Consider the following 25,270-nt stretch of genomic DNA (forward strand, 5'->3'; position numbering starts at 1 on the left):
TAATTATTAAACTTACAGGTTGTTTTCAAAATATCTTGTAATCTTTTCGTGCAGATGCACACGATCGTGGCCGGCAACGTTATGCTTATGTCCTGGATAAATAAATAAATCAGGATAGGTGTGCGCATCTATGCAGGCCTTCATAAAGGAGAGTGTATGCTGTGGCACGCAAGTATCATCGTGATCATCATGGATAATGAGTAGATGGCCTTTCAGGTTTCCTGCTAAATTCTTCAAATTACACTCTTTGTATCCTTCCGGATTACTTTGCGGAGTATCCATGTATCTTTCTCCATACATAATTTCGTAGTATGACCAGTCTATGACCGGACCTCCGGCTACTCCTACTTTATATATATCGGGATAGCGAAGCATCAATGCTGTAGTCATATGCCCTCCGAAACTCCAACCATGTACGCCGATACGATTGCTATCAATATATGGCAAACTCTTTAAGAATTCTACTCCTTTTACTTGATCTTTACCTTCTTCAATGCCAAGTCGACGGAATGTACTGTTTTCAAATTCTAATCCTCTGTTTTCACTTCCTCGATTATCTATGGTGAACATGATATATCCCTTATTGGCCATATATATGTCCCAACCTCGAGCTGCATTCTGCCATCCGTTGTTGATCATTTGTGCGTGTGGACCGCCATAAACGTAGACTATAACCGGATACTTTTTGCTTGGGTCAAAGTCAGCTGGCTTGATAATGCGGTAATATAGATCAGTCACTCCATCTGCAGCTTTAATCGTTCCGATCTCAATGCTTGGCATAGTATAGCCAGCAAATGGATCTTTTGCTGTGAGCAGATTAATGCTCTTGTTATTCTGTGCGTTTAGAATATTAATGCAGCGAGGTATCTTAGGCGAGGAATATCTGTCAATGACATATTTGCCCGTAGCGCTAAGAATTCCGCTATGTAGGCCTTCTTGATATCCTATTGCTGTGAGTTTACTGTTTTTGCTGTTTATACGAAATAGATTGTTTTGTAAGGGAGATACTTTTGTGGCAGCTATGATTAACTCTTTTTTTGCTTCATCAAAGCCTATAAGTTCGCTTACTAGCCAATTGCCGGATGTTAGCTGCTTGATTAGTTTACCGTTTATATCATATAGGTATAAATGATTGAATCCATCGCGCTGACTTTGGTAGATAAACTTCTTACTGTCCCAAGGTAGAAAAACAATAGGATGTTGAGGCTCTACATATTTGGGATGTGTTTCTTCCAAAAGAGTCGCTATTAATTCACCGTTTTCCGCATTATATTGACAGAGCTTAGCATGATTTTGATCACGATTTAGCTCTATCAAAAAGAGGCTACTCTCGTCTGGTGACCAACTGATGTTAGTGAAGTACCGGTCAGTAGGGTCACCTACTTTTAGGTAAATGCTTTTGCTTGTTATGGGATTATAAATACCTATAGTTACTTTGTGACTAGCCATTCCTGCCATTGGGTAGCGTACATTATTTACTGTAGCTACTCTGGTTGTTATGTCTACTAATGGATATTGTGACACCATACTTTCGTCCATGCGATAGAATGCCAATAAGTTTCCTTTTGGACTCCAGAAAGTGCCTTTTTTGATGCCGAACTCATTGCGATGAACTGATTGTCCGCACACAATGCCTTCAGGTTCGTTGGTTACGGCAGTAGTTGTTCCGCTAGCAGTCGTAATGTATAAGTTATTATCAATGGTGAAGGCAAGCATTCTGTTTTCCTTTTCCCAATCTTCATTTTGTGCTTTATCATTACGTTCTTGGCTCCATTCTACCTCTCTATTGTCAAGGTTCAATAATATTCTCCGCTTCGGAGTAGTGATAAGCATTAACTTGCTTGATGTCTGCTTTTTTAGTTCATAAGGGAAGCTTACATTATAGAAACTCTGAATTTTTCCAAGCTTTTCGGTTTCTAGTATCTTATTCACCTCTTCTTTACTGATAAGAGTAGTTTCTTTACCGTTGTCAGGGTTGATGACTGATAGTTTGTCTATATCTGGCTTGATACAGCTGTCTCCTAGCCACTGCAATCCGAATAAATTCTCTGTAAAACGAAATGTTTCTCCACCTGGAATAAGATCTTCCAACGTGGGGAGCTTCTTTCCTTGTGCCATAATGTTTGAAGCGAAAAATAACACATGAAGAATAAGGAGAGCCTGGATACTTTTTCCTATTTTCTCTATTGTTTTCATGTTGAATGGTTTAATCGTTTGGCTTTGATTTACTATAGGGCCTCTTCTCAATGGTAACTTTTTTAAACTCCTTGTATTTCCCACCAAATATTTGATATTTACGGAACTCACATTCTAATGGACCATTAAATAGCGGAATCTTTCGGTTTGGTTTTAGTCCGATTTGATCAAAGCATTCTTCACGATAACTAAGTATCCATGCATCGTTGTCGCAGAAAGCATGTTTTAGCCGTTCGCCGATCATTTGGTACAAGCCAAGTAGATCTTTGGTTGAAATACGCTCTCCATAAGGAGGATTGGTTATAAGAATAGATTTTTCTTTGGGCTGCTCAAATTGCTGAAAAGGTTGAAGTTTTAAGATAACTTCTTTTGATACCCCAGCAGCTTTTACATTGTGAGTGGCTATCTCATTTGCTTTTGGATTGTTGTCGTAACCATATATTTTATGATTGAATTCTCGCTCCTGAGTGTCGTCATTATAAATATTGTCAAACATTTTCTGATCAAAATCCACCCATTTCTCGAAGGCGAACTCTTTCCGGAATACTCCGGGCGCAATGTTCTTGGCGATAAGTGCCGCTTCTATTGGAATAGTACCCGATCCGCACATAGGATCTATTAAGTCGCATTCACCCTTCCACCCGGTCATTAGTAACATTCCCGCTGCTAAAACTTCATTGAGCGGAGCTTCTACTGCTTCTTGACGATATCCGCGCCTGTGCAGTGATTCACCTGATGAATCTAGTGAGAGTGTACAACTGGTTTGGGCAATATGAATATTGAGCAACACGTCTGGTTTGTTGATTCGCACGGATGGACGCTTGCCGTTGAATTCGCGGAAGTAATCAACAATAGCGTCTTTTACTTTATATGACACGAATTTGGAGTGGCGGAACTCATCACTAAACACAACGGAATCAACAGCAAACGTTTTGTCAACATCCAATATTTCTTCCCATTTAATAGCCTTTATCTGCTCATACACTTCGTCAGCATGTTTTGCATTAAAGTGCTTAATGGGTTTAAGAATGCGTATAGCCGTACGAAGGTAGAAGTTGGCTTTATACATCATCTCTTTATTTCCACTAAAGGAAACCATACGGCGTCCAATTTGCACATCGTTAGCTCCTAGTACTGTTAATTCTTCGGCCAAGACTTCTTCCAATCCCTGAAAGGTTTTGGCAATCATTTCGAATGATTCGCTCATTATTCTATATTACGTTGTTACTATGTAAAATCTCTATCTGCGTTACTTGCTCACAGAAAATATCTATCTCTCTATTTCTTTGCTTTTGTTTGTACAATTCTGGCTTTGGGTGAAACATCTTCTGTTACCCAAATATTTCCTCCTACTGTAGCGTCGTGTCCGATGGTAATTCGCCCTAAAATGGTTGCGTTTGAGTATACAATAACATTATCTTCAAGTATTGGATGGCGTGGAATGCCTTTAATCGGTTTACCTTCGTTGTCCAAAGGAAAACTCTTTGCACCCAAAGTGACTCCTTGATACAGTTTTACGTTATTGCCAATAATACTTGTAGCACCAATAACAACGCCTGTGCCGTGGTCAATAGTAAAATGACTTCCTATTTCTGCGGCCGGATGAATATCAATACCTGTTTCGCTGTGTGCCATTTCGGTGATAATACGAGGAATAAGAGGCACTCCCAGCAGTAACAGCTCATGGGCTATGCGATAATTACTGATTGCCTTGATAGCAGGATAACAAAAAATCACTTCGCCAAAACTTTCAGCGGCAGGATCACCGTTATAGGCTGCTTCAACATCTGTTGCTAGCATTTTTCTCAAATTAGGCAATCTACTGATGAATTTGGCGGTTAGGTTAGAACCCTCTTCTCGCTGTTGCTCTGTGCAATCGCTCGTATTATTGTCGCAGCCGAAACACAATCCGGCTAAAATCTGTTCAGAGAGTAGATCAAATAATTTTTCTATATTTACACCGATATGGTAATTGACTGTTCGACTGTTTACTGTAGAGTTTCCGTAATATCCAGGAAAAAGAATTGAACGAGCAAGTTCGATTATATCGCACAATACTTTTGCTGATGGCAATGGTTCGCCGTCTTTGTGCTGATGAAACAGCCCTTTGTATGATTCGCTTTCCGAGAGCTCATCGACTGTTTGTGTCAAAATGTGAGTAAAATTTAATGGACTCATTATGATATCCTTTATTATATAATGTTCGCAAAGGTAAGAATTATTGCGAAAGTATCAATCAGTGAGAATACATATATTTCTTGTTGCAGTAGAATTCTCACTTGTTTATAGTACAAAATTACCATACTTGTGGTATTTTAGAGTACTGAAATAGAGACTATCTTTGTAACATAATAATAAAGATAAATATAAAACTATATAAAAATGGGAAAGATAGCAAAAAAACTAACCGATTTGGTAGGTAACACTCCATTGTTAGAGTTAAGTAATTATAATGCTAGTAAAGGGCTGAAAGCCAAAATTATAGTCAAGCTGGAATACTTTAATCCAGCCGGAAGTGTGAAAGATCGTATTGCGTTGGCAATGATTGAAGATGCTGAGGCAAAAGGTCTATTAAAATCTGGAGTCACTATTATTGAACCGACTAGTGGTAATACAGGTGTCGGTTTGGCTTTTGCAGCAGCAGCAAAGGGGTATAAATTGGTTCTAACTATGCCCGATACGATGAGTTTGGAAAGACGTAATCTGCTTAAAGCACTGGGAGCTAATTTGGTTTTAACTCCTGGCGCTAATGGAATGAAAGGAGCTATTGCCAGAGCAGAGGAATTGAAAAATGAAAGTGCAGATTCCATTATCTTACAACAGTTTGAGAACCCTGCAAATCCTGCTGTACATGAACGAACTACCGGACAAGAAATTTGGCGTGATACAGATGGATTAGTGGACGTATTTGTAGCTGGTGTAGGTACTGGTGGTACAGTGAGTGGCGTAGGTGCTGCTTTGAAAAAACATAATCCAAATGTGAAGATCGTGGCAGTGGAGCCTGCTGATTCTCCTGTTCTTTCGGGTGGGGCTCCCGGACCTCATAAAATTCAAGGTATAGGTGCTGGATTTGTGCCTAAAACTTATAATGCAGAAATGGTTGACTTTATTCAACTAGTAAAGAATGATGATGCGATCCTCACTAGTCGTGAATTGGCTTCTAAAGAAGGTTTATTAGTGGGCATTTCTTCGGGTGCGGCTGTATGGGCTGCTGTTCAGTTGGCTCAATTACCTGAATATGAAGGAAAAAACATTGTTGTTTTGTTACCTGATACAGGCGAACGTTATTTGTCTACTATTCTTTATGCTTTTGAAGAATATCCGTTATAATTGATAAATTGTACTTCTATCATTCTTTTGTTGGCAACATAAAAAGGCTTCCTAACATAAGGAAGCCTTTTTATGTTGCCAATGTGTTATCGATTATGCGGAGCGGCATACTCTTTCGCCGTAACACGGTCAATAGGTATTTCCCAAATCTTTACGTTTTTAACTGCAGGGTCTGAATAAATGAATTCTCTATCAATATAGTGGTGCATGATGATGTCTAGGGCTTGACGTTTTTCCTCAATATCTTCAAGGAAGTTGACTTGCCCCCGACAGATAACACTTTTAGCTTTCATTCGATAGCTGCATGCAACTTTAGGATGTTGAAAAACTAATTCATGATCAATGCTGAATGTGATGCAAACATGTTTGTTATGAGCAAGCATATCAATACAACTGCCTGTAGGACCAGAATGTAAATAAATTACTCCATTTTGATAGCCAAAATTCATGGGGATAACATAAGGGTTACCTTCCAAATCCGTGATACCGGCATAACAAATGTCGCAACGGGTGATAATCTCTTCCACTCGTTCTTTGTCTTCAATTATAATGGTCTTCATGAATTGCTTTTAGTCTATCAATGCAAAGTCGAGTTGTTTTTTCTCCAAATTGGCACGAGCTACTTTGATCGTGATTGCATCTCCTAGGCTATATATACGGTTCTTGCGACGTCCACGAAGACAATAATTCTTCTCGTCAAATTCATAATAGTCGTCCCCCAAATCGCGAACGGGAACCATGCCCTCGCATTTATTTTCGTTTAACTCTACATAAAGTCCCCATTCGGTAACTCCTGAAATTACGCCATCATAGGTCTGCCCTACATGCTCACTCATAAATTCTACTTGCTTGTATTTGATTGAGGCACGTTCGGCATTAGCAGCAATTTGTTCCATATTAGAACTGTGATCGCACAATTCTTCGTATTTTGTTTCAGAGGCACTTCGTCCGCCTTCCATATATTTGGTAGCAAGACGGTGTACCATCATATCAGGGTAGCGACGGATAGGAGAGGTGAAGTGAGTATAATAATCGAACGCTAATCCGTAGTGTCCAATATTGTGCGTAGAGTAACGAGCCTTTTGCATGGCACGGATCGATACTGTTTCGATAAGGTTTTCTTCTTTCTTTCCTTGTATATCATCCAATAAGTGATTAATGGATTTTGAAATGTCACTTTTTGTGCCGGAAGTGCGTATTTTATAGCCAAATCGAGCAATGAACTGTGCCAAATTATCTAATTTTTCTGAATCAGGTAAGTCGTGAATACGATACGGAAGTACTTTTGCTTTTTTCCCTTTTGGCACTCTACCTATTTTTTCGGCTACCGTCCTATTTGCCAGTAGCATAAACTCTTCAACAAGCTTGTTAGAGTCTTTTGACTCTTTGAAATATACACTCAGGGGTTTGCCTTTTTCATCAATCTCGAACTTAACTTCATAGCGGTCAAAGTTGATGGCGCCAGCCGAAAAACGTTTTTGGCGAAGCGCTTTGGCAATGGTATCCATCATTAGTACTTCTTCTGCAAAATCGCCGTGTTTTGTTTCTATAATCTGTTGCGCTTCTTCATACGTGAATCGACGATCCGATTCAATCACGGTATGAACTATTCTTGAATCTTTGACTTCTCCTTTTTCTGTAATATCAAAAATAACGGAGTAAGCTAGTTTTTCTTCGTTGGGACGAAGTGAGCAGATAAAATTGCATAATCTCTCAGGAAGCATGGGTATGGTACGGTCTACCAGATAAACAGAGGTGGCTCGTTTTTGAGCTTCTTTATCAATGATGCTATCTTCTTTTACATAGTGAGATACATCTGCAATGTGCACCCCTACTTCCCATAAATTATCTTTTAGCTTGCGGATGGAAAGTGCGTCATCAAAGTCTTTGGCATCTTTCGGATCAATTGTAAAAGTTGTCACTTTACGGAAGTCTTCGCGAAGAGCCATTTCCTCTCTTGATATTTCTGCAGGAATATTATCTGCAGCCTTCTCTACTGCGGAAGGATAAACATAAGGCAATCCGAATTCGGCTAAAATGGCATGCATCTCAGTAGTATTATCTCCGGCTTTACCTAGGATATCTATTACTTGCCCAATAGGATTTTTAGCTTTGTCTGGCCATTCGGTGACTTTGACAATTGCTTTGTCGCCTGTTTTTCCTCCTTTGAGTTTTTCCTTTGGAATAAAGATATCATTAGCCAGTGTGCGGTTTTCAGTTACCAGAAAAGCATAGGAATTAGCTACTTCAAGTGTTCCTACAAAAGTATCATTGGCTCGTTGTAGTATTTCAATAACTTCACCTTCAGCGTCATGGTTTTTTCGCTTGGCATAGAATGCAATGCGTACCTTATCTTTATTCATAGCGTGGGCAGAATTACGTTCAGCAATGAAAATAGGATCGCCACCTTCATCTGGGATGAAGGAATTTTTTCCATTACTTTTGCGTAGAAAAGTGCCTGTCAATTCTGTTCCATGATCATTAAGACGAAATTTACTTCTGTCAACTTCTGTGATATAGTCTCCCTCTTTCATTTCATTGAGAATCTCAACGCAAAGCATTTTTAGGGGGTGTGTAGTTAGGCGTAGTTCAGCAAAGATATATTTTAAGCTAAGTACTTCAGTCGATTTAGCGTGAAAGAAATTCATTAGTATATTGGCTAAATCATTCTTCTTGATTCTTTTGCCGGCTTTTTTTTCTTTATTTTTTGCCATGTGTGTATTGTTTTAATAAAATATAGACTATACAAAGTAAACAAATAATAGTTTCCGATGGTTCTTAAATTGCCTAAATCTTATTTTTTGTACTGAAAATAAGAACAAAACAAAGAAGGAAGCTGATTTAAATTTTATCTTTGTCGCTAATTTTGAAACAATTTAGGCTATGGCTAGTATTTTAGTGACCGGTGCAAGCGGATTTATTGGAAGTTTTATTGCAGAAGAGGCTCTGAAACGACAATTCTCAACATGGGCAGGTATTCGTTCTTCTAGTAGCAAGGAGTATCTTCAATATCAGGATTTAAAATTCATAGAATTGGACTTCCTTCATCCTGATAAACTCCGAAGCAAACTTTCTGCTTATAAAGAGGCTTATAATGGAGGCTTCGATTATATTGTTCATTGTGCCGGGGCAACTAAATGTCTAAATAAAGAAGACTTTGAGAGGGTGAACTTCTCGCAAACAAAATTTTTCGTAGACATGCTCATAGACCTTAACATGGTTCCTATTCAATTTATATATATTAGTACTTTAAGCATTTTTGGACCCATTCGGGAGGGCGATTATTCTCCCATTCGGGAAGAAGATGTGGCGACACCAAATACTGCTTATGGGCTTAGCAAGCTAAAAGCCGAACTTTATATTCGGAGCATAAAGGAATTTCCCTATGTGATCTATCGGCCCACAGGTGTTTATGGTCCGCGTGAGAAAGATTATTTCCTAATGGCAAAGTCTATAAAGCAACATCTCGACTTCTCTGTAGGTTTCAAAAGGCAAGACTTGACCTTTGTTTATGTAAGAGATATCGTACAAGCCGTTTTTTTGGGAATAGAGAAAAGTGTTTCTCGTCGCGTGTACTTCTTGTCTGATGGAGAAGTGTATAATAGCCGTGCTTTCTCTAATTTGATACAAAAAGAATTAGATGTTTCTTTTGTAATACATCTCAAATGCCCATTACTTATTTTAAAAGTTATATCTTTGCTCGCTGAAAATTTTGCGTTTTTCTCTGGAAAGAGCAGTACGCTGAATTCGGACAAATTTAAAATAATGAAACAAAGGAACTGGCAATGTGATATTACTCCGGTTATCAATGAATTAGGATTTAAACCTCAATATGATTTGGAAAAGGGTGTCAAAGAAACAATTGCTTGGTATAAGAAAGAAGGATGGCTTTAAACTTATTTAAAAGGGTAGACACCCGCAAAGGGTTGTTTGCTGTAGAGAAGGTTACGCTCATATATAATCTGTTAACCTCGATTTTAATACTTTTTATGTTTCAACGGATGGATCATCCGTTAATAATGTTGCGAGATAGGATCGTAATAGCTGGTGCTACTTTCCTGTTGATATATCTCTACCGATTGGCTCCGTGTAAGTTTACTGCTTTTGTACGAATGGCTGTTCAGATGAGCTTACTCTCTTATTGGTACCCAGATACATTTGAATTTAATCGGTTTTTTCCTAATCTAGATCATTTATTTGCTTCGGCTGAACAATGGATTTTTGGTTGTCAGCCTGCAGTGTTATTTAGCGATTACTTTCCTCAAATGTGGGTTAGCGAGCCGTTTAATCTTGGCTATTTTTCTTATTATCCTATGATTTTGGTTGTGGCAATGTTCTATTTTATCTTTAAGTTTGAATTGTTTGAGAAGTTTTCTTTTGTACTTGTTACTACATTTTTTATCTATTATCTGATTTACATATTTATTCCTGTAGCTGGTCCTCAGTTTTATTTTCCTGCTATTGGAGCAGAGAAGGTTTCAATGGGTGATTTTCCTGCTATTGGTGATTATTTTAATCATCATGTAGAGTTACTTCCCGGGCCAGGATATGCTCATGGTTTTTTTTATGATCTGGTGGAAGGTTCGCAACAAGTGGGAGAGCGTCCTACAGCAGCTTTTCCAAGCTCACACGTGGGGATCTCGACTTTACTGATGATTCTGGCATGGCGAGGAAGTAGGAAACTCTTTGTTTTCCTTATTCCATTTTATCTTTTACTTTGTGGCGCTACTGTTTATATTCAAGCGCATTACTTGATAGATGCTATTGCAGGTTTCTTCTCTGCCTTTATTTTGTATGTATTGGTGACCAAAATGTATAAAAGATGGTTTGCGGTTCCTATGTTTAAGTAGTAAAATGTAACTTACCTAATATTACAACTAAAAGCCCCCTCAGAAATTTTCTGAGGGGGCTTTTAGTTGTAATATATCACTTTTACCGATTTGATGGACCAATTATTGCTTTGGTGAATTAAGTTCAAATACTAAACAAAAAGGAATCTATACTGCCTATTATTTTAGCATGTCTAGGGCTTTGTAAATAGAGTGAGCCCAAAAATTTCGGAGCCCAAAACCACGAGCTTTACCACTCACAGGGCGGACGTCTATGATCTCCTTGGATTCCAAGTTGAAGAATACGGTTTGGTAACTAGCCATATTATCGGCTTTATTTAATAATTCAGCGAGAAATATCATACCTATGCCTTCTTCATTCTTTATCGGAAGAGCTTGAATTGCTTGCTTTATTTTTTGTTCATCTAATGCATACTGTTTATTTGTAGTCATTAACTCATCAGATTTAATCTGTGGATTTAATTGATCGACAGCATCAAGAGATATTTCACTAATTTCTTTTTTGATTTTTTTGCCAACATCATATTTTTTTGCCTCAACAAGAAACAGTCGGTTAATTTTATTAAAGGCAACTTTAAATTGATAAGGTGTTTCAGCGGCACCATACACTTTGGCTAGAGAGTAATCAATGCCAAAGAACTTAATTGTTTTGGCTTCTTTTACAAGGTCCTTGTTTTGCCCCATACAGAGTAAATTGCTTGTTAGGAACAATAATAAAAATAGTTTTTTCATAATGCTTGTTTTAAAAATGAATGTTTAATTTTTGACTATTACAAAGCTATAAATTAATTATCGTAAATCAATGAATTTTATTGCTTTTCGACTCATGGGTGGCATCTGTAACTTAGAAATGTATTCCGCTGGTTCAAAATTTATGGCAGGGGCAACTCGTACTTTAGAGCGGAATAAGTCTTTAATTTCTTTTGCAAAAACGTCACTTGTATCTTCGCTACCTATTCGTACTAGAATCTCGTCTGTGCCAATGTCATTGGTATAAACTTCGACGATATAATTTTTTATGTGGGGAATGTTGTCCAGAATGTCGAAAAGTGCAGGAGGATAAAGAGTTGTGCCTTTATACTTTATCATTTGGCCCTTACGCCCCAATACAGAACTTAGCCGGATTGTGTTTCGTCCGCAAGCGCATGGTTCACTATAATGGTAACAGATATCGCCTGTTTTGAAGCGGAGTAAAGGCATACCTTTTACTCCTAGAGTGGTAATGGTAACTTCTCCGGCTTCTCCTTCTTTCACTGGTTGGTTGTCATCGTCTAAGAATTCTACTATAATCAATTCCGGCTGTAGGTGCCCCCCTTGAAATTCATTGCATTCGGTGAAAGAGGATTGCATTTCTGTTGATGCATACGTGGAATATAGTTTTAGTGCTTGCCACTTATTTTGTATTCTCCGGCCGAGAGTATTTAGAGTAAAATCAGGATTGCGTAAGGCTTCGCCAATACAAATACATTTATTTAAGGTGGAATCGTTGTAGTCTACGCCATTCTTTTCAGCGAATTCTATCAACTTAATGAGAAAGGAGGGAACAACCATTCCGCAGGTGGGATGAATTCGATGTATGGTGTCCCATTGTAGCTCAGGAATTCCATTTCCTACACGGGCTACCCCCATTCCCAGCTCTCTGGCTCCCATGTAGTAAGCCAAGCCTGCCATGAAACGCCGATCGATGGTTGTCATAAGTTGTAGTATGTCGTGTTTGCTACAACCGGCAGTGTTGTATGAGAGGTATTCATTGTAAGCCAGTCGATCAAGATCTTCGGAAGTTAAAACAAACGTAACCGGATCACCTAGCGTGCCCGAGGTGGTGACGTAGTCAATTATATCATCTTTGCTGACGCAGATGAAATCATCATTGTATAGTTGAAGGTCTGTTTTTGTTGTAATTGGGATTTGTTGCAAATCTTCAATAGTCTTTATCTTAGTTATATCAATATGATGCTTTCTGAACATCGATTGATAGAACTTTGAATGTGCTTGCAGGTATGCCATTGCTTCGGAAAGTCTGGCTTCCTGATACAGTTTTATCTCTGCCTGAGAGCTAAACTGAATTTTCTGATTCTTATCCATAATATCTATTGATTTTTATTGATTTTCTCTTGAATGCGCTCTTTCTCACCAAGTTTGGGTATTGGCATAGTTAATGCTTTTCTCCAGTGCATCAGAGCTTTAGAGTTCTGATGTATCGCCAGGTAATAATCTCCTAAAACCTCATGGACATAATAAAAAGTAGGATTGGATGATTCGTACGTTTTCAAGATATGTTCATCCATCTTTTCTTTTCTTGCTATTTTTTTTCGGATAAGGGGAGTGAGCCTTTTATAAATTAATAGCTGTTTGAATTCAGGCTGGTAAATGAAAGGATCTTCAGCGATGGTTAGCTCTTGCGTACATATTTCATGTTCGAAATCAACACTATCACTAAATATTTTGTTTAGATCGTATGCAACATATTTTCCACATTGCCAAGGAGAAGTTGAAACCCACATTAACCTTTTCCCCGGCTCGAAGATGACGGAATGATGTGCGATGAATTGATTCATGGCCATTTCATTAGTCAAACCTAAATCAGCATCATGCAATCCTTTTCGGTTACGCAAAATAGCAGCAGCCTTATTTGCATCAATAGGGCTGTTTTCTTTTAGCAATTCATCCAGGCGGTTAAAACGATATTGACTGTCTGATGTACGGATGTTCTCCAAATTCCGTTCATCGTGGCTGAATGCTTCTGATTGATAATGGTTGGTGCAGATTAGTTGGTGTCCATTACCTGTGAAAAGAGCAATCTTTTCTGGTGATTTTTCTATAATCGCTGCTCTGCCATCTTTTGCGGAACCTATCAAGATGGATTCTGATACAAATGTCTTTCTTTTTTTTGCAATAATATATGCTTCGTCTATCGTTGAGGCATACTGAAGAATTTCTCTTGTTAAAATCGAAATAGGGGTTGCCGATGCTGTAGGCATATTGGATTTAGCAGCATTAATGGTTACTGTTAAACCTGTTTCGTTCATGCCAGAGAGTACACCGGTCATTCCGGGCCATCCGACAGAGGCAAATTTATACCCTTTTTCCGGGTTATAGAAGGCTACTTGTTTATTTTTAGCAAAATTATCGCCCACATAAAAATCAAAGTTACGACCGATAATGAGGGAAGTATCTGCACTATTTTCTCCCCAAGAAGCGAAAGAGCTACATCCTACAAGCATGTAATCTTGCATCGCATGCCCTAAATCATGGGCAGAATGGTAGTTTAGCTGTCGTTCATATCCTGTACCGATAAAATTAAACTCGTCTGTACAAGATAGAGAGATCCCATAAATCTCGTCACGGAATTCTTCTTCGATGTTTCTGCCTAAGTTTCGGTTAAAGAGGACAATGAAAAAGCGTAGAAACTTGAGATAACCATCAGAAGGTATAATTTCTTTGATCTGATCTACAAAGACTTTTTCTTGATAATAGAGTAAATCTGAAGATAATTTTCCAATAGCTTCTCCCCGTTCAAAAGCGCTGCCGTGAACTTTCAATTCCCATAATCCACTTTTGCTATGCCGTAGAAAGTTACCTCTATATTTTCGAAGGCTGCCTGTTGTAACCACTTGTTCAGTAGATGTTGAAACATAGTGCGGCGTTAGCATATCGGCCGAATAATACAAATAACCAATGAAAACGAATACAACAACAATGAATGCCAAGAACGTGATGGCCGTATATTTGAATATTTTCTTTATTGTTTTAAGCATTTCCTATCTTTTTTGCTAAGTACTCCTGTCCCAGAAATTCGGAACAAGTAATAATGGCTGTTAGAGTGACCCCTAATGCACCGTGCACATTCAGATTTTGTCCTGTTAAGAAGAGGTTCTCGAGTTTGGTGCGTGTAGAGACAAAGCCTATTTGAGGATATTTATAGTTTTTAATAATCCCGTACGCTGACCCATCAATGCTGGCGGTATAATCTCTGTAGCTCAGTGGGGTAGTGGTGTACATTGTTTCAATATGCTGCCCAAAATCGATTCCACGCTTTCGAGTGAATTCCAAGATTTCTTGTGCTTTATTTTCTTTGAATTGGGCATATTCTCCTCCCCGATGCCCATAAGTCGTATTTTCCCAGGCTGATAATTCGTCTATGTACATTGGAGTTAGTATGGAAATAACTTCTGCATACTGTTCGCTTTTCGATGAAGCTTGCATAGAAACCATGCAGTTAGTAATTTTCGGACTATTTTCTTTATTATACCACACATTATCGTTCTCATTCAAATAGTAATTACTGTTGATGTAGGGGTAACTCTCTTTTTTCATCACCAAATGAAGAGTGAAGACACCATAAGTATTCTTGAGCGAATTTATCCGCGATATATACGCATTTTTAATCGAACGATTTTTATCTAATAACTCCAAGGTACGTTTAGGATGCATATTTGAAATTACATGGTTACTTTCAATGATTTCTTCATTGTTTATCTCTACTCCTTTCACTTTCTCGTTTTCTACGATAATACGCGTTACTTCTTTATTGTTTAATACTGTTCCACCGTTGCTTCGTATCACATTAATCAATTCCAAGCTGACTTGCATACTTCCGTCAACAAAGCGGTAGGCGCTTTCGATATACGAATGATTGATCATGGCATGCTGGTAAAATGTTGATACGTCTTTAATTCCACCATAAAGCAATGATGATCCGCACAAAATGTTTTGTAAATCACGATTAGATGTTATCTCTGAAATAAGAGCGGTGGCAGATGTGCTGAAGTATTTCATTCCTTCTACTGCAATAATGCCTTTTTTTAAGTGGTCTACACTAATCAGACGGCCTACCTCACTCAGTTTTTCGGTATAGCGTTGCAGGTTATCTTTTTCGTGAGGAAAGTATTCACTTAATGTTTCTGTGAAGAGGGAATCTCCCATGGCAAAATTATAAATACCATTTTTATAATAGATCTGGTCGAAAGCAGATTCATCGAGTCGCCGCAACTTTAGTTTGTCCATGATCCCGAGATATCGGAAACATTGGTTCATGATTTGACCTTCGTCCAGACTGCCAATGTAGTGGATGCCGGTGTCAAACAGATGTCCCTTTCTTCGGTAACTTTGGAAGCATCCCCCAAACAGTGAGTTTTTCTCGAGAACACAGACGTTATATCCTTCTTTGCTGAGTATTGCTCCGCATTCCAGTCCTCCAAGTCCGCTGCCAATGATGATAATATCATATTTAGTCATATACTATTCTGGTTTTCTGAAAATATAAATTGTGTTCGATGTGTATTTATCATTTTGTATTGCTTCAATCTCCATACCACATTCTTTAGCAATGTTACGTATCTGTGCTTCGGAAGTAAAGCTTAACTGCGTTGTAGTTTGGTTAAATTTGATGATTTGGGTGGACAATACTTCAGTAATCCGGGTTAGCTGGTGTTTGGAACTGTTAGAAGTATTAGCGTCTCGTATTATCATTATGCCTTTAGAACGAAGCAATGTGGCGCATCTCTTTAACAAACTACGTTGATGCTCATAACTGATATAATGCAGCATATCATTCAATATGAATACATCACTCTCCGGCAAAGTGTAATTTAATGCATCGGCGTGCTCAAAACGAATGTGCTTGTTACGGAGCCATCCCCGTTGTGCTACCGCTATTTTATCTTCGTCATAATCAATTCCAAGAATTTCTCTCTCTTCAGAGATGAGTGATAGCATGTAGCAAAGTGGTCCAAAGCCACATCCGATGTCGGTAATTTGCCCTTTCATCGGAATTAGGCTATTGAATAGAGAATAGTTCTTTTCCATCTTAACCTTGATTCGCATGTACCACTCTTCAACCGGCCCCTTATAGATGTAATTTTGCACCAAAGCTTCGTAAAAAGCCGGATTGTCAGGTGTGTTTTTCTCGTGGCAGACACGTGCGTATTCTTCTCTCATGTAAACAGCTATGCGCTTAGCATGTTCTTGGTGAGATGTTCCGAACGTGGGGTCATTGTACGAAATGCGTGGTAATATTTTGATAAGTATAATTCCTTTACGGATATTGAAAGGTTGTGCTTTAGCTATGATTTTGTCATTGCCATAAAGAATAACAGGAATAATATCCATCTGTAATTTCTCAGCCAAATAAAAAGCCCCTTTGTGAAAACGACTAATCTTTCCACTGTTTGAACGTGTGCCTTCAGGAAAAATAGCAATGGAGTATCCTTCTCTTGCTTTCTCTCGCATATGTTCTACATACTGTTCATATCCGTGCCCTATATAGTAGAAATCTACATAGCGAATGATTTTCCCGAAAAAAGGAGAATGCCATACCCAATGGTTGGTAACCATTACTATCTTAGAAGAGAGAGACAGCAGAACGAGGATGTCTATGAATGACTGGTGGTTGGCTACCAATATTGCGGGTTTTTTGAATGTTTCATTCGATAGGTTGATTTTTTCTTTCCGAACAGATGTAGCTGCATACAATATTACTTTGCAGGCAATCCTTATTAATTGGCAGATAAACTGTTTCTTCTGTGCCTTGCGTATTGGAACAAGGTACATGATTAAAATTAGAAGGCGTAAGAAAAGACATCCGGTAAGAAAGAGGGCAAAGAGCGTTATCGTTCTAAGTAGTCCCAATAATGTGTACGGAGGCAAACCTTTGGAAGCAGGCGTAGAAATAAAGAATTTATAGATAATTGGTTGGATGGTATAAGCTACTAATACAACGGTTATCATTCCTAAAATTGAGATTAGAGAGATTGATTGCAGGGCTGGATGACGCGCAAAGACAAGTGTGCCCATACCTATTACAGTGGTGAAGGCAGAAAAGAAAATAGCTGTTTTATGTGAATTCAGCACTTTTTTCCCTGTTCGGTATTGATTTTGAAGGCCATCCATAATGAAAATGCTGAAATCATCGCCAATGCCAAAGATGAAGGTAGAAAGGATGATATTGATAATGTTGAATTCTGTTCCCAATATACCCATTAATCCCAAGATGATAATCCAGCTTATAAGCATAGGCAGAAAACTTATTAAGGTAAGTTCTATTCGCCCATAAGAAATCAACAAAGCAAAGAAAATAAGAAAAGAAGATAGATATAAAATGAAATAGAAATTGTCATGGATAGCCGAAACCCACTTGTTGGCAAAGTAAGCTTTATCGAAAATAACGACGCCATTGTTGTTTTCGAATCCTTGGTATACAGACTCTTTGGCTGTTTCCTTTATACGAACTTGTGTGATGAGCATAAAGGTTGAATCGGCTGAACTTTGCCATTCATCTAATAATTTATGGGATGCTTTGTCTTCTTGTGTTTGATAATTATATTCATGGAAGGGATGATCTAGCAAGTGATAGAAATCATCGAAAGAGCCTGCCCGAAAGTGATATCTTTCTGCTTCTGCCTGAACATGTTCTCGTAAGAATGCTTTCTTTTCAGCTGTCCAGTAATGGTTCCATTTTTGTAGACGCCTTTTTTGTTCCGCTTGTGGAATCATGAATTGCTCGGCGGAGGCAAAGGCTTGAATTTTTCCTTCTTTTTGTAATCGGGATAGTTGTTGATTAGTGCTTGCATAATTCTTTGTTGCAGTGTTCATATCCTTTCCTACACTTACAAAAAGAACGGTTTTCTCTTTATTATTGAAGAGCTTCATTAATCTTGCTTCTGATTCTTTCAGATGTTTAGGCTCATAGTTGAGATTCATCATATTAGTATCGAAACCTACTTTTTGCGAAGTGAACAAACAGATAAGCGTTAAGACACAGAGGCCTCCCACCAGCCATTTGTTTTTTTCAAAAGGATATGCATTCATCTTTTCGATGAAACGTAGAACGATTCCTTGTTTTATATCAACTTGGCCTTTTAGGAAATGAGGCAGATAAATGAGGCAGAACAGAGTGGTACCAATCAAAGTTAGAGATGCACATAATCCAAAATCACGGAGTAATTCCGAACTGGTAAATAATAGTCCGGCAAAAGCCCCGATAGTAGTGAAACTTCCGATGGTTAAGGGGTACGCTATTTCTTTAATTAATTGTTGCACAGACGAAACGTGGTTTTGATGTGCAAGCATGTGTATGGAGTAACTAAGAGCAATACCCATTACTGCCGAACCGGCACCTACTGCGATAGCCGAGATATTGCCTTTGATGAAGTAGATGAGGCATAAAGCGAAAAGACCGCCGAATAATACGGGGGCTATAATCAATGGAATGGAACGTTTCCGCTTGAATACCAATGAAATAAAAATAATAATGATCACTAAGGCAATGGAAGAGGTAAGGATTGTGTCTTCTTTGATTTGTCTGGCATTATATACTGCAACAGATGGCCCACCGAAATAATCAATATTAATATCAGCATGCTTCTCTTTACTTTGTTTAATCTCGTTCTCTAATAATTGAATAAGCGCATCGTTTTTACCCGTGCTGCCGGTATTATATACCGGAGTAATGAACATTAGAAGCGTAGAACCATCTTTGGAGAAAATATGATCCTCATTCATTTCATAGTTGGCTTCCAGTTGAAAGTTCTGCAACTGCTTTAGTGTGTTGCCACCAAGTCCTAACGGATCTTTCATTATATAGCTCTTCAAAGCGATCCCGGCAGGAGAAAGAAGATTGGAATAATTTCTTTTCATACTACTTTCGATAGCTTCTTGGCTTAGCAAAGAATCGAAATGCTGATAGTCTTTATCTGTAAGAAAGAGGGGTAGGTTGCCATAAACAAAGTCGCTGATGCCTCCGATGAGGTTACTGTCAACTTTAGAAAAAACATCTTTGATCAGCGTATTGCCAGCTTTAGTAATAAGATTTTGTTTTATCTCTTCAGAAGCATCAATGAGTGCATGAGAATCCGCAGGCGCAATGGTGTCTGCCGATGAAATCATTACGATGATCTTGTCTTTAATTTTTAAGTTGTCGAATACTTTTATAACATTCTCAGAGCCTTTTGCATCAGGAAAGAAGCGAGTTACATTTTCTTCAAATTTCACCTGAAAGGCAAAGAAAGCCATGAGTGATACGCAAGTAAAAAGTGATAGGTAAAAAATTATTTTGTGCCTATTGAAGTAATCATATATTTGGATAAAAAATGTGGTCATAATGTTTTTATTCTTCTGCAAGTAGAGAGTAGTCCAAAGGTAATAATTCCTATAACAAGGCTACAAATAGCTGCAAAGATAATGCTTCCTATCAAATATTGTTCCAATACCTGTTTTACATTTTCAAGCGAGATGTTACTAAACTCTAATTCTGTAGGTTTATTCAGTACCTTACAGCCTGTAAAATAGCTTCCGTATAACAAGAATGGAATCATTGGTGGCAGACTAATGTTGGCTGCGACAATGGCGATTACCTTGTTTAATTTGAGTATATGTGCCAAAAATAGAGTTATAAGCATCTGATACCCCCATACCGGAAATATTCCCATGAATATGCCAAGCATGACTGCTAGTGTAATTTTTAAATTTGATTCTTTAGAATGGATGATATGTGTATCAAGAAGTTTCTTGCCATTAGTTGGAGTCAGTTTTCTGAAAAAATCACGAGGCCAGATCCATAAGAGAGTGATCAAGACCAATATTGTATTTAAAATGCTGATACGCGTGAAGTCTCTAAAAGGGCGGAAATGCGATACTCGTTCTGCTTGAGGAGGGTAATAGACATGAATCGGAATATTCTTAACTCTTACACCGTTCCAAGTTGAGAAAACGATGGCTTCTAGTTCAAACTCATATTTAGCCGTGTAGTAAAATCGGTTAAGTTCTATCTTGTGCAGAGGATATAGCCGAAAGCCGGACTGAGTATCCTCTAACTTTAATCCTGTTTCCAAAGTAAACCAAAAATTAGAGAATTTATTGGCAAATGTATTTTTCCCCGGCATATTGTCCGAAGAGAGATTACGCGCTCCGACGAGCAAAATATCCGGCTCGTTTTCAATAGACTCAATAAATAGTGGAATGTCGGAAGCAAAGTGTTGTCCGTCTGAATCAATCGTTATCGCATATCTGAATCCTGCTTTCCGAGCATGAGACAACCCGTTTTTTAATGCTGTTCCCTTCCCTTTGTTTGTAACGTGTGTTATAACCTGTATCTTCTGAAAGCTATCTAGAATTGTGGCTGTATCGTCCGTTGATCCATCATTCACAATAATGACAGCTTCCGAATAGAAACGAACATTCTCTATAACTGTTGCCAGAGTTTTCCCATTATTATAAGTAGGAATGATGACAACAACCTCAAGTTGCTTTAATCTTTCGTGCCAAAAGTCAGATCCTTCTCTTTCCATCTTATTTATTTATCGCTAAGGCCTTTAATTTTATAAAACAGTTGTTCGCAGCTTTTCCTTCTGCCAGTAAATCTATTTGTCCATTTTCTGTACTTTTGATAGTCATAGTAAATTCCAGATTTTGATTTTCGGTCGGATTGATAGCCGAAAGGAATTTGCAGGATGTTATTTGTGTATACAACAAAGTGGTGTTTTGTATTGTCTCCGTACATTCTTTTATTAATTGTAATAAACAGACTCCCGGCACAATGGGGTGCTGGGGGAAATGCCCCTGATAGAGTTTGTGGTTGGGGTTCAGCTCTGCCGAGACACACCAAGTTATATGGTCGGCAGTAGCTATATGCTTAATTTTATAAAAATCTTCAAGAAGCATAATTATGGCTTGTTTTCGTTTAATTTATCCAACTGAATCGTTAGCCGTATCCATGGGTGCCTTATTCTTATACGATTAGGGGCCTCTCCTGAAAAATCAGAACTATAAAAAGTCGATTTTCCAAATCCCTTGCCGCTTGTTCTTTTTTCAAAGATAGCACTTTTCTCTTTCCTCTTACTGCTTTTTCCTGTTAGAAATACGTTCTTGAAATCCATTTCTAGGAGATTCAGTATTTTCTTTTTTCTTAATGGCTCTAAGCAGCTATTAATAATAAATTGATCATTCTGAAATGAGAAATCGAAAAGACTCATCCCGAAGTAGGTAGAAGATAATATCCTTATTTCATTATCGTCCATTTTGCGTACTATTAGCAGCCCGCTAAAATGGTGTTTCATAAAATCGATCTGGATATTGTATTTTTGTGATAGACTATCAAGCTTTACGATGGGCGGTAAAGAGACGGCCTTTTCGCTTATTTTGTGTGAGCAAGAAAGGCTTAGTAAGATAATTAGCAGTATGCTAATGAATTGCAAACATTGCTTCATTCTTCAATGAATTAAATTTCTTATTATAGAACTCGTATTCAGTATAATTTGTTGCTGTTTCTGATAAAATCATCTTGTAAACAGACATATCCTTTTTATCGAGGTAAATCTGTATACTTGCGATGTATGCTTGTATGGTTTTGCTGATTGGCTTAATCTTAACCAAATAAGACTTAGCATCTTCAAAATATTCCAGTCGATAGTTAGCTGACATTTTGGATAGGTCACCTACCGTACAGGCAGTGAGCATATTTTGCACTTCACTCATCATCTTATTGGAGTTCACGTTCATGATGTTCTTCTTTCCATCTGATACAACTTTCAATTTGCCTCCGTTAATGACAATCAGATAATTTATAGGGCTGGTATATTCCATGCGGATTTTATTGCTCTTCTTATAATAGAATTTCCCTTTGGATTTCACTTTTTCATCAAGCACGTCTAAATATTTGGTTTGAGAGAAATCACTCTCAATTGATTGCAATGTCTGCGTCTCTTGGGATAAGCGCTTATCAAATTCTTGCATTTGATTTATCTTTCTCATCTGCTGAGCTTGCAAAGAGCTTACAGCGACAAAAGTTAGCAATAATTGCGTAAATAATCTTTTCATCTTCTCCGTTTTTATATCAAGCCGTCTAAGCGAACGATGGAATATCCCTCTTTAATAATCAGCTCGATTATTTGTTTTAATAATAGGTTGCTTTGAGGCATTCTGTCATGCAACAGTATAACAGATCCAGGGCGTAACTTTCTTTGAACGTACCTCACTATTTTCTCCGGTGAATGTTGCAGAGTGTCTAGTGTGCGAATATTCCAACCGATTGGAATATACCCCAATTGTTTGACTGCTTTTGCAATCGTTGGGTTGGTTACACCAAATGGAGGACGAAACAAGTTCGTCTTCTGTGAGCTTGCTCTTTCAATCTCCCGTTGGCAGGCCAAAAGATCTTCTTTCATTTTATGAAGGTTGTAAAGGGGGAATAGGGTAGAATGAGTGTATGAATGGTTGCCCAATAAGTGTCCTTCGCTAACCATCTGCTGTAGTAACGCTTCATTGCCCTCTATTTTGTTCCCGATACAGAAAAAACAGGCTGCTATATTGTATTCTTTGAGTACGGCTAAAACACGAGCTGTTTCCAAACCGGCCGGCCCGTCATCAAATGTTATAGCCACTACTTTCTTCCTTGTATGCTTTTTACAGAAAACTCTCATATAGACATTCGAGTTAATGTTGTAAGAGGCATAAATGAGGAATAGTAATGCACTAATAATAACGGCCGTAATCATCATATCCTACGAATTAAAATCAGTGAATGGTTGATTGTTTGATAATGATTATAAATCAAAGCATATCTAGCTGAGTTTGTTTCTTCACTGAACGTTGTGATTACTTTCCATAGGCCATAAGAGGAAGCTGTGTGATATTCTCCGCACTGATTTTTGAAAGTGATGTGTTCTGCTTCGGAAAAAAGGCTGTTTTCAAGATATGCATAGATAGCATCCTGTTGGCGATTTCCGTTTTTCCCGGAAATGAACCAATCAATGTCATGGTTCGTCAGATTGTTTCTCTCAAGAAAAGCAAGAATCTTATCTTTGATTTCTTCTATAGAATCTGGACGGACAAAGGTTTCCAGCCCTTTCACCTCCCCAAGTGTCTTACCGTTCTTCTCACTGCTGAGTAGGAAGAACTGAGCTCCTTCGCCGGCTTGAGTCTCTTTTAATAGCCCTAACCGTTTCTGTATGGTATAGGCCACAGGAGTTATTTCGTCAATAGCACCGACCAATACATTACTATTGCCTTCGCCTATTTTTAGTATGCCATCGAGCAATGCGCTTTCAAAGCTCAATCCTCGATGTACGTAAGTCACATTATAGGCATGGATTTGACGGATTAATGCTATTTGTGCTCCGATGGTATTGAAAGTAGATTGAATGAAAGCTGTGGGATTCAGCATTCGTTCCTTATTATCAATGATGGCATTCATGAATTTCTCCGTATCGGCTAGGCAACCCAAGCCGGTGGAGGTGATAATTGCATGAATATCTTCGGGAGCAGTTTGTGCGATACACTCCAGACCACAGGCAACCCCCATTTTTACAATGCGGCTCATGCGCCTTCTTAGAGTAGCATCAGTTATGATTGTTTTATAATCAGGTTCAGATGCAATCAGATAGGGTTGGTTGCAGTCGTTGCTTTCAGGGTGTATAGAAGCAACATTATTTATGTAAATAGGTTGCATCATATCTTTTGAGTCGTTGAAAACAATAAAGAGGAGTTATTGCCACCAAATCCAAAGGAATTTGATAGTACATGTTTTATAGGCAATCCTTCTTTGAATGTTGTCTCGGGTGAAAGCCCGATTCCTTCGATCGGTTTTCGAAAATTCAGATTGGGATAGATGATGCCTCTGGATACAGAAAGGGCAGAGTATACCGCCTCAATGCCTTCGGAAGCTCCAAGTGCGTGACCTATAAAAGCTTTCACAGAGCTGAATGGAGGAATTTGATTTCCAAAAAGACGCTTTATAGCCTTACTCTCCGAGAAATCATTGCTCGGGGTACCGGTGCCATGCACATTGATATAGTCAACGTCTTTTGGAAGAAGCTGACTAGAAACGAGTGCTTGGCTCATGGATAAAAAGGGTCCGTCTCCTTCAGGAGAGCTACCCGTCTGGTGATAGGCTTCGTTGGCGTTGGCGTATCCACTTAGCTCGCAGTACGGTTTCTTATGGCAGTCTTTTTCTGATTGCAGAACCAAATATCCGGCTCCTTCTCCCAGATTGAGTCCTGCACGTGAGTCATCAAACGGACGACAATGAACTTTATCAAGAATCATCAGAGAGTTAAAGCCGTTGAGGGTGAACTTGCATAAAGCATCCGTTCCTCCCACAATGACAGTATCAAGGTATCCGCTTTTTATTAAACGGGCTCCTAGCATAATGGCATTGGCTGCTGAAGAGCAAGCCGTACTGATTGTTGTAACAAAGCCTTTAAGACCTAAATATTCTGCTATTTGCTCGGTGCTATCTCCGCAATCATGAGAGATGATCTCTCTCAATTTGCCTCGATTATTATTTTCCTTAAATTGAGAATAAAAATGTTCGCTTAGATCCATTCCTCCGACTGATGTGGATGAGATGAAGCCGATACGGGAAGATGCAGGATCAATTTGTGCATCAAGAAGAGCTTCTTTAGCAGCCAACATTCCCAATAATGCTGTGCGAGAATAACTCTTTTTTGCGGGAAGAGAGAGTCGTTCTTTGAGTTCTGAATTGTTCTGTTTCACTTCTGAAACAGGTACATCAAGTTCGGTGGAGAAGAGGGTAATCTTGTCCATGCCATGTTTCTGCATTTTCATTGAAGCCATATTCTCTTCAATGCCTAACCCAATGCCGGAAACAACTCCTAACCCAGTAACGTATACTTTCATTTTTTCTGTGAAGCTGTAATGTAATCCGCTATTGTGCGTACCGAATAGAATATCTGTTTACCTTCACTCACATTCTCTATTTTTATTCCGTAGCTTCTTTCTAATATCAGAATGATTTCCAAGGCATCAATAGAATCTAGTCCGAGCCCTTCATTTCCAAAGAGTGGCGCTTCACTGTCAATCTCTTCCGAGGTGATTTCTTCGAGATTCAGTTCTTCTATTAATTCTTTCTTGAGTTTTTCTATTAATTCTTCCATGTC

Annotated in this window: 20 protein-coding genes and 1 pseudogene; 3 read left to right on the forward strand and 18 right to left on the reverse strand. The window is 38.5% G+C overall.

The features are described from left to right. Window positions 1-12: 12 nt before the first annotated feature. From BQ5338_RS15145 to BQ5338_RS15155, 3 genes and pseudogenes are all read right to left on the reverse strand, one after another. Window positions 13-2,196 (reverse strand): S9 family peptidase, encoded by a 2,184-nt coding sequence (locus BQ5338_RS15145; RefSeq protein ID WP_071147611.1) that lies wholly within the window; start codon window positions 2,194-2,196, stop codon window positions 13-15. Window positions 2,197-2,257: 61 nt separating this feature from the next. After that, window positions 2,258-3,403, reverse strand: a pseudogene (locus tag BQ5338_RS15150) (THUMP domain-containing class I SAM-dependent RNA methyltransferase); the annotation flags it as partial. Between the two features lie 71 nt (window positions 3,404-3,474). Then, entirely contained in the window at window positions 3,475-4,374 is a 900-nt protein-coding gene (locus tag BQ5338_RS15155) for a serine O-acetyltransferase (RefSeq protein WP_071147612.1), read from the reverse strand. 204 nt (window positions 4,375-4,578) lie between these two features. On the opposite strand from BQ5338_RS15155, the gene cysK reads away from it, so the two are divergent. Next, window positions 4,579-5,526 carry a cysteine synthase A gene (gene cysK, locus BQ5338_RS15160; protein ID WP_071147613.1) on the forward strand — a complete coding sequence of 316 codons (948 nt, stop codon included), beginning with the start codon at window positions 4,579-4,581 and terminating at the stop codon, window positions 5,524-5,526. Window positions 5,527-5,612: 86 nt separating this feature from the next. On the opposite strand, the gene BQ5338_RS15165 is transcribed toward cysK, so the two are convergent. Both BQ5338_RS15165 and rnr read right to left on the reverse strand, forming a co-directional pair. Next, window positions 5,613-6,086: a pyridoxamine 5'-phosphate oxidase family protein gene (locus tag BQ5338_RS15165; protein ID WP_071147614.1), complete on the reverse strand. Its 474-nt coding sequence runs from the start codon at window positions 6,084-6,086 to the stop codon at window positions 5,613-5,615. Between the two features lie 9 nt (window positions 6,087-6,095). Beyond that, window positions 6,096-8,240, reverse strand: a complete 2,145-nt coding sequence (rnr, locus tag BQ5338_RS15170) for a ribonuclease R (RefSeq protein WP_071147615.1) — start codon at window positions 8,238-8,240, stop codon at window positions 6,096-6,098. A 169-nt stretch (window positions 8,241-8,409) separates the two neighbouring features. Between rnr and BQ5338_RS15175 the strand changes: the two genes are divergently transcribed. Together BQ5338_RS15175 and BQ5338_RS15180 are read left to right on the forward strand one after the other, a co-directional pair. Then, complete coding sequence (locus BQ5338_RS15175) at window positions 8,410-9,420, forward strand: NAD-dependent epimerase/dehydratase family protein (protein WP_071147616.1); 1,011 nt, start codon at window positions 8,410-8,412, stop codon at window positions 9,418-9,420. Then, on the forward strand, window positions 9,411-10,376 hold the full coding sequence (locus BQ5338_RS15180; protein ID WP_071147617.1) for a phosphatase PAP2 family protein: 966 nt from the start codon (window positions 9,411-9,413) through the stop codon (window positions 10,374-10,376). Before BQ5338_RS15175 ends, BQ5338_RS15180 begins: the two co-directional genes overlap by 10 nt. 159 nt (window positions 10,377-10,535) lie before the next feature. Here the strand turns inward: BQ5338_RS15180 and BQ5338_RS15185 are convergent, their stop codons facing one another. From BQ5338_RS15185 to BQ5338_RS15245, 13 genes are read right to left on the reverse strand one after another with little or no spacing between them, the layout of a single operon-like run. Further along, window positions 10,536-11,108, reverse strand: coding sequence for a hypothetical protein (locus tag BQ5338_RS15185; RefSeq protein ID WP_071147618.1), 573 nt, complete (start codon window positions 11,106-11,108; stop codon window positions 10,536-10,538). A 57-nt stretch (window positions 11,109-11,165) separates the two neighbouring features. Then, a complete protein-coding gene (locus tag BQ5338_RS15190) occupies window positions 11,166-12,461 on the reverse strand; it encodes a flexirubin biosynthesis putative acyl-CoA ligase FlxY (RefSeq protein WP_071147619.1) in 1,296 nt (431 codons plus the stop codon). 5 nt (window positions 12,462-12,466) lie between these two features. Then, window positions 12,467-14,134, reverse strand: a complete 1,668-nt coding sequence (locus tag BQ5338_RS15195) for a C45 family autoproteolytic acyltransferase/hydrolase (RefSeq protein ID WP_071147620.1) — start codon at window positions 14,132-14,134, stop codon at window positions 12,467-12,469. Beyond that, complete coding sequence (locus BQ5338_RS15200) at window positions 14,127-15,614, reverse strand: phytoene desaturase family protein (RefSeq protein WP_071147621.1); 1,488 nt, start codon at window positions 15,612-15,614, stop codon at window positions 14,127-14,129. Before BQ5338_RS15200 ends, BQ5338_RS15195 begins: the two co-directional genes overlap by 8 nt. 3 nt (window positions 15,615-15,617) lie before the next feature. Continuing rightward, window positions 15,618-19,475 (reverse strand): trifunctional MMPL family transporter/lysophospholipid acyltransferase/class I SAM-dependent methyltransferase, encoded by a 3,858-nt coding sequence (locus tag BQ5338_RS15205; RefSeq protein WP_071147622.1) that lies wholly within the window; start codon window positions 19,473-19,475, stop codon window positions 15,618-15,620. Then, window positions 19,472-20,662: a DUF2062 domain-containing protein gene (locus BQ5338_RS15210; RefSeq protein ID WP_071147623.1), complete on the reverse strand. Its 1,191-nt coding sequence runs from the start codon at window positions 20,660-20,662 to the stop codon at window positions 19,472-19,474. Before BQ5338_RS15210 ends, BQ5338_RS15205 begins: the two co-directional genes overlap by 4 nt. Window position 20,663: 1 nt before the next feature. Then, window positions 20,664-21,035, reverse strand: coding sequence for an ApeI family dehydratase (locus tag BQ5338_RS15215; protein ID WP_071147624.1), 372 nt, complete (start codon window positions 21,033-21,035; stop codon window positions 20,664-20,666). A 2-nt stretch (window positions 21,036-21,037) separates the two neighbouring features. Continuing rightward, complete coding sequence (locus tag BQ5338_RS15220; protein ID WP_071147625.1) at window positions 21,038-21,580, reverse strand: flexirubin biosynthesis protein LolB2; 543 nt, start codon at window positions 21,578-21,580, stop codon at window positions 21,038-21,040. Continuing rightward, complete coding sequence (locus tag BQ5338_RS15225) at window positions 21,555-22,190, reverse strand: flexirubin biosynthesis/transport protein LolA2 (RefSeq protein ID WP_071147626.1); 636 nt, start codon at window positions 22,188-22,190, stop codon at window positions 21,555-21,557. The genes BQ5338_RS15220 and BQ5338_RS15225 overlap by 26 nt, the downstream gene beginning before the upstream one ends. Before the next feature lie 11 nt (window positions 22,191-22,201). Beyond that, on the reverse strand, window positions 22,202-22,870 hold the full coding sequence (locus tag BQ5338_RS15230; protein WP_071147627.1) for a polysaccharide deacetylase family protein: 669 nt from the start codon (window positions 22,868-22,870) through the stop codon (window positions 22,202-22,204). Then, on the reverse strand, window positions 22,867-23,820 hold the full coding sequence (locus tag BQ5338_RS15235; RefSeq protein WP_071147930.1) for a beta-ketoacyl synthase chain length factor: 954 nt from the start codon (window positions 23,818-23,820) through the stop codon (window positions 22,867-22,869). Before BQ5338_RS15235 ends, BQ5338_RS15230 begins: the two co-directional genes overlap by 4 nt. Continuing rightward, window positions 23,820-25,010, reverse strand: a complete 1,191-nt coding sequence (locus BQ5338_RS15240) for a beta-ketoacyl-[acyl-carrier-protein] synthase family protein (RefSeq protein WP_071147628.1) — start codon at window positions 25,008-25,010, stop codon at window positions 23,820-23,822. The genes BQ5338_RS15235 and BQ5338_RS15240 overlap by 1 nt, the downstream gene beginning before the upstream one ends. Next, complete coding sequence (locus tag BQ5338_RS15245; RefSeq protein WP_071147629.1) at window positions 25,007-25,267, reverse strand: phosphopantetheine-binding protein; 261 nt, start codon at window positions 25,265-25,267, stop codon at window positions 25,007-25,009. The genes BQ5338_RS15240 and BQ5338_RS15245 overlap by 4 nt, the downstream gene beginning before the upstream one ends. Window positions 25,268-25,270: the final 3 nt, after the last annotated feature.

Source organism: Bacteroides ihuae (assembly GCF_900104585.1).
Lineage (GTDB): Bacteria > Bacteroidota > Bacteroidia > Bacteroidales > Bacteroidaceae > Bacteroides > Bacteroides ihuae.

Excerpts from the sequence above, each read along its gene's own strand:
- BQ5338_RS15145 (WP_071147611.1), bottom strand. The coding sequence starts at position 2,196 with ATGAAAACAATAGAGAAAATAGGAAAAAGTATCCAGGCTCTCCTTATT.
- BQ5338_RS15155 (WP_071147612.1), bottom strand. The coding sequence starts at position 4,374 with ATGAGTCCATTAAATTTTACTCACATTTTGACACAAACAGTCGATGAG.
- cysK (WP_071147613.1), top strand. The coding sequence starts at position 4,579 with ATGGGAAAGATAGCAAAAAAACTAACCGATTTGGTAGGTAACACTCCA.
- BQ5338_RS15165 (WP_071147614.1), bottom strand. The coding sequence starts at position 6,086 with ATGAAGACCATTATAATTGAAGACAAAGAACGAGTGGAAGAGATTATC.
- rnr (WP_071147615.1), bottom strand. The coding sequence starts at position 8,240 with ATGGCAAAAAATAAAGAAAAAAAAGCCGGCAAAAGAATCAAGAAGAAT.
- BQ5338_RS15175 (WP_071147616.1), top strand. The coding sequence starts at position 8,410 with ATGGCTAGTATTTTAGTGACCGGTGCAAGCGGATTTATTGGAAGTTTT.
- BQ5338_RS15180 (WP_071147617.1), top strand. The coding sequence starts at position 9,411 with ATGGCTTTAAACTTATTTAAAAGGGTAGACACCCGCAAAGGGTTGTTT.
- BQ5338_RS15185 (WP_071147618.1), bottom strand. The coding sequence starts at position 11,108 with ATGAAAAAACTATTTTTATTATTGTTCCTAACAAGCAATTTACTCTGT.
- BQ5338_RS15190 (WP_071147619.1), bottom strand. The coding sequence starts at position 12,461 with ATGGATAAGAATCAGAAAATTCAGTTTAGCTCTCAGGCAGAGATAAAA.
- BQ5338_RS15195 (WP_071147620.1), bottom strand. The coding sequence starts at position 14,134 with ATGCTTAAAACAATAAAGAAAATATTCAAATATACGGCCATCACGTTC.
- BQ5338_RS15200 (WP_071147621.1), bottom strand. The coding sequence starts at position 15,614 with ATGACTAAATATGATATTATCATCATTGGCAGCGGACTTGGAGGACTG.
- BQ5338_RS15205 (WP_071147622.1), bottom strand. The coding sequence starts at position 19,475 with ATGACCACATTTTTTATCCAAATATATGATTACTTCAATAGGCACAAA.
- BQ5338_RS15210 (WP_071147623.1), bottom strand. The coding sequence starts at position 20,662 with ATGGAAAGAGAAGGATCTGACTTTTGGCACGAAAGATTAAAGCAACTT.
- BQ5338_RS15215 (WP_071147624.1), bottom strand. The coding sequence starts at position 21,035 with ATGCTTCTTGAAGATTTTTATAAAATTAAGCATATAGCTACTGCCGAC.
- BQ5338_RS15220 (WP_071147625.1), bottom strand. The coding sequence starts at position 21,580 with ATGAAGCAATGTTTGCAATTCATTAGCATACTGCTAATTATCTTACTA.
- BQ5338_RS15225 (WP_071147626.1), bottom strand. The coding sequence starts at position 22,190 with ATGAAAAGATTATTTACGCAATTATTGCTAACTTTTGTCGCTGTAAGC.
- BQ5338_RS15230 (WP_071147627.1), bottom strand. The coding sequence starts at position 22,870 with ATGATGATTACGGCCGTTATTATTAGTGCATTACTATTCCTCATTTAT.
- BQ5338_RS15235 (WP_071147930.1), bottom strand. The coding sequence starts at position 23,820 with ATGCAACCTATTTACATAAATAATGTTGCTTCTATACACCCTGAAAGC.
- BQ5338_RS15240 (WP_071147628.1), bottom strand. The coding sequence starts at position 25,010 with ATGAAAGTATACGTTACTGGGTTAGGAGTTGTTTCCGGCATTGGGTTA.
- BQ5338_RS15245 (WP_071147629.1), bottom strand. The coding sequence starts at position 25,267 with ATGGAAGAATTAATAGAAAAACTCAAGAAAGAATTAATAGAAGAACTG.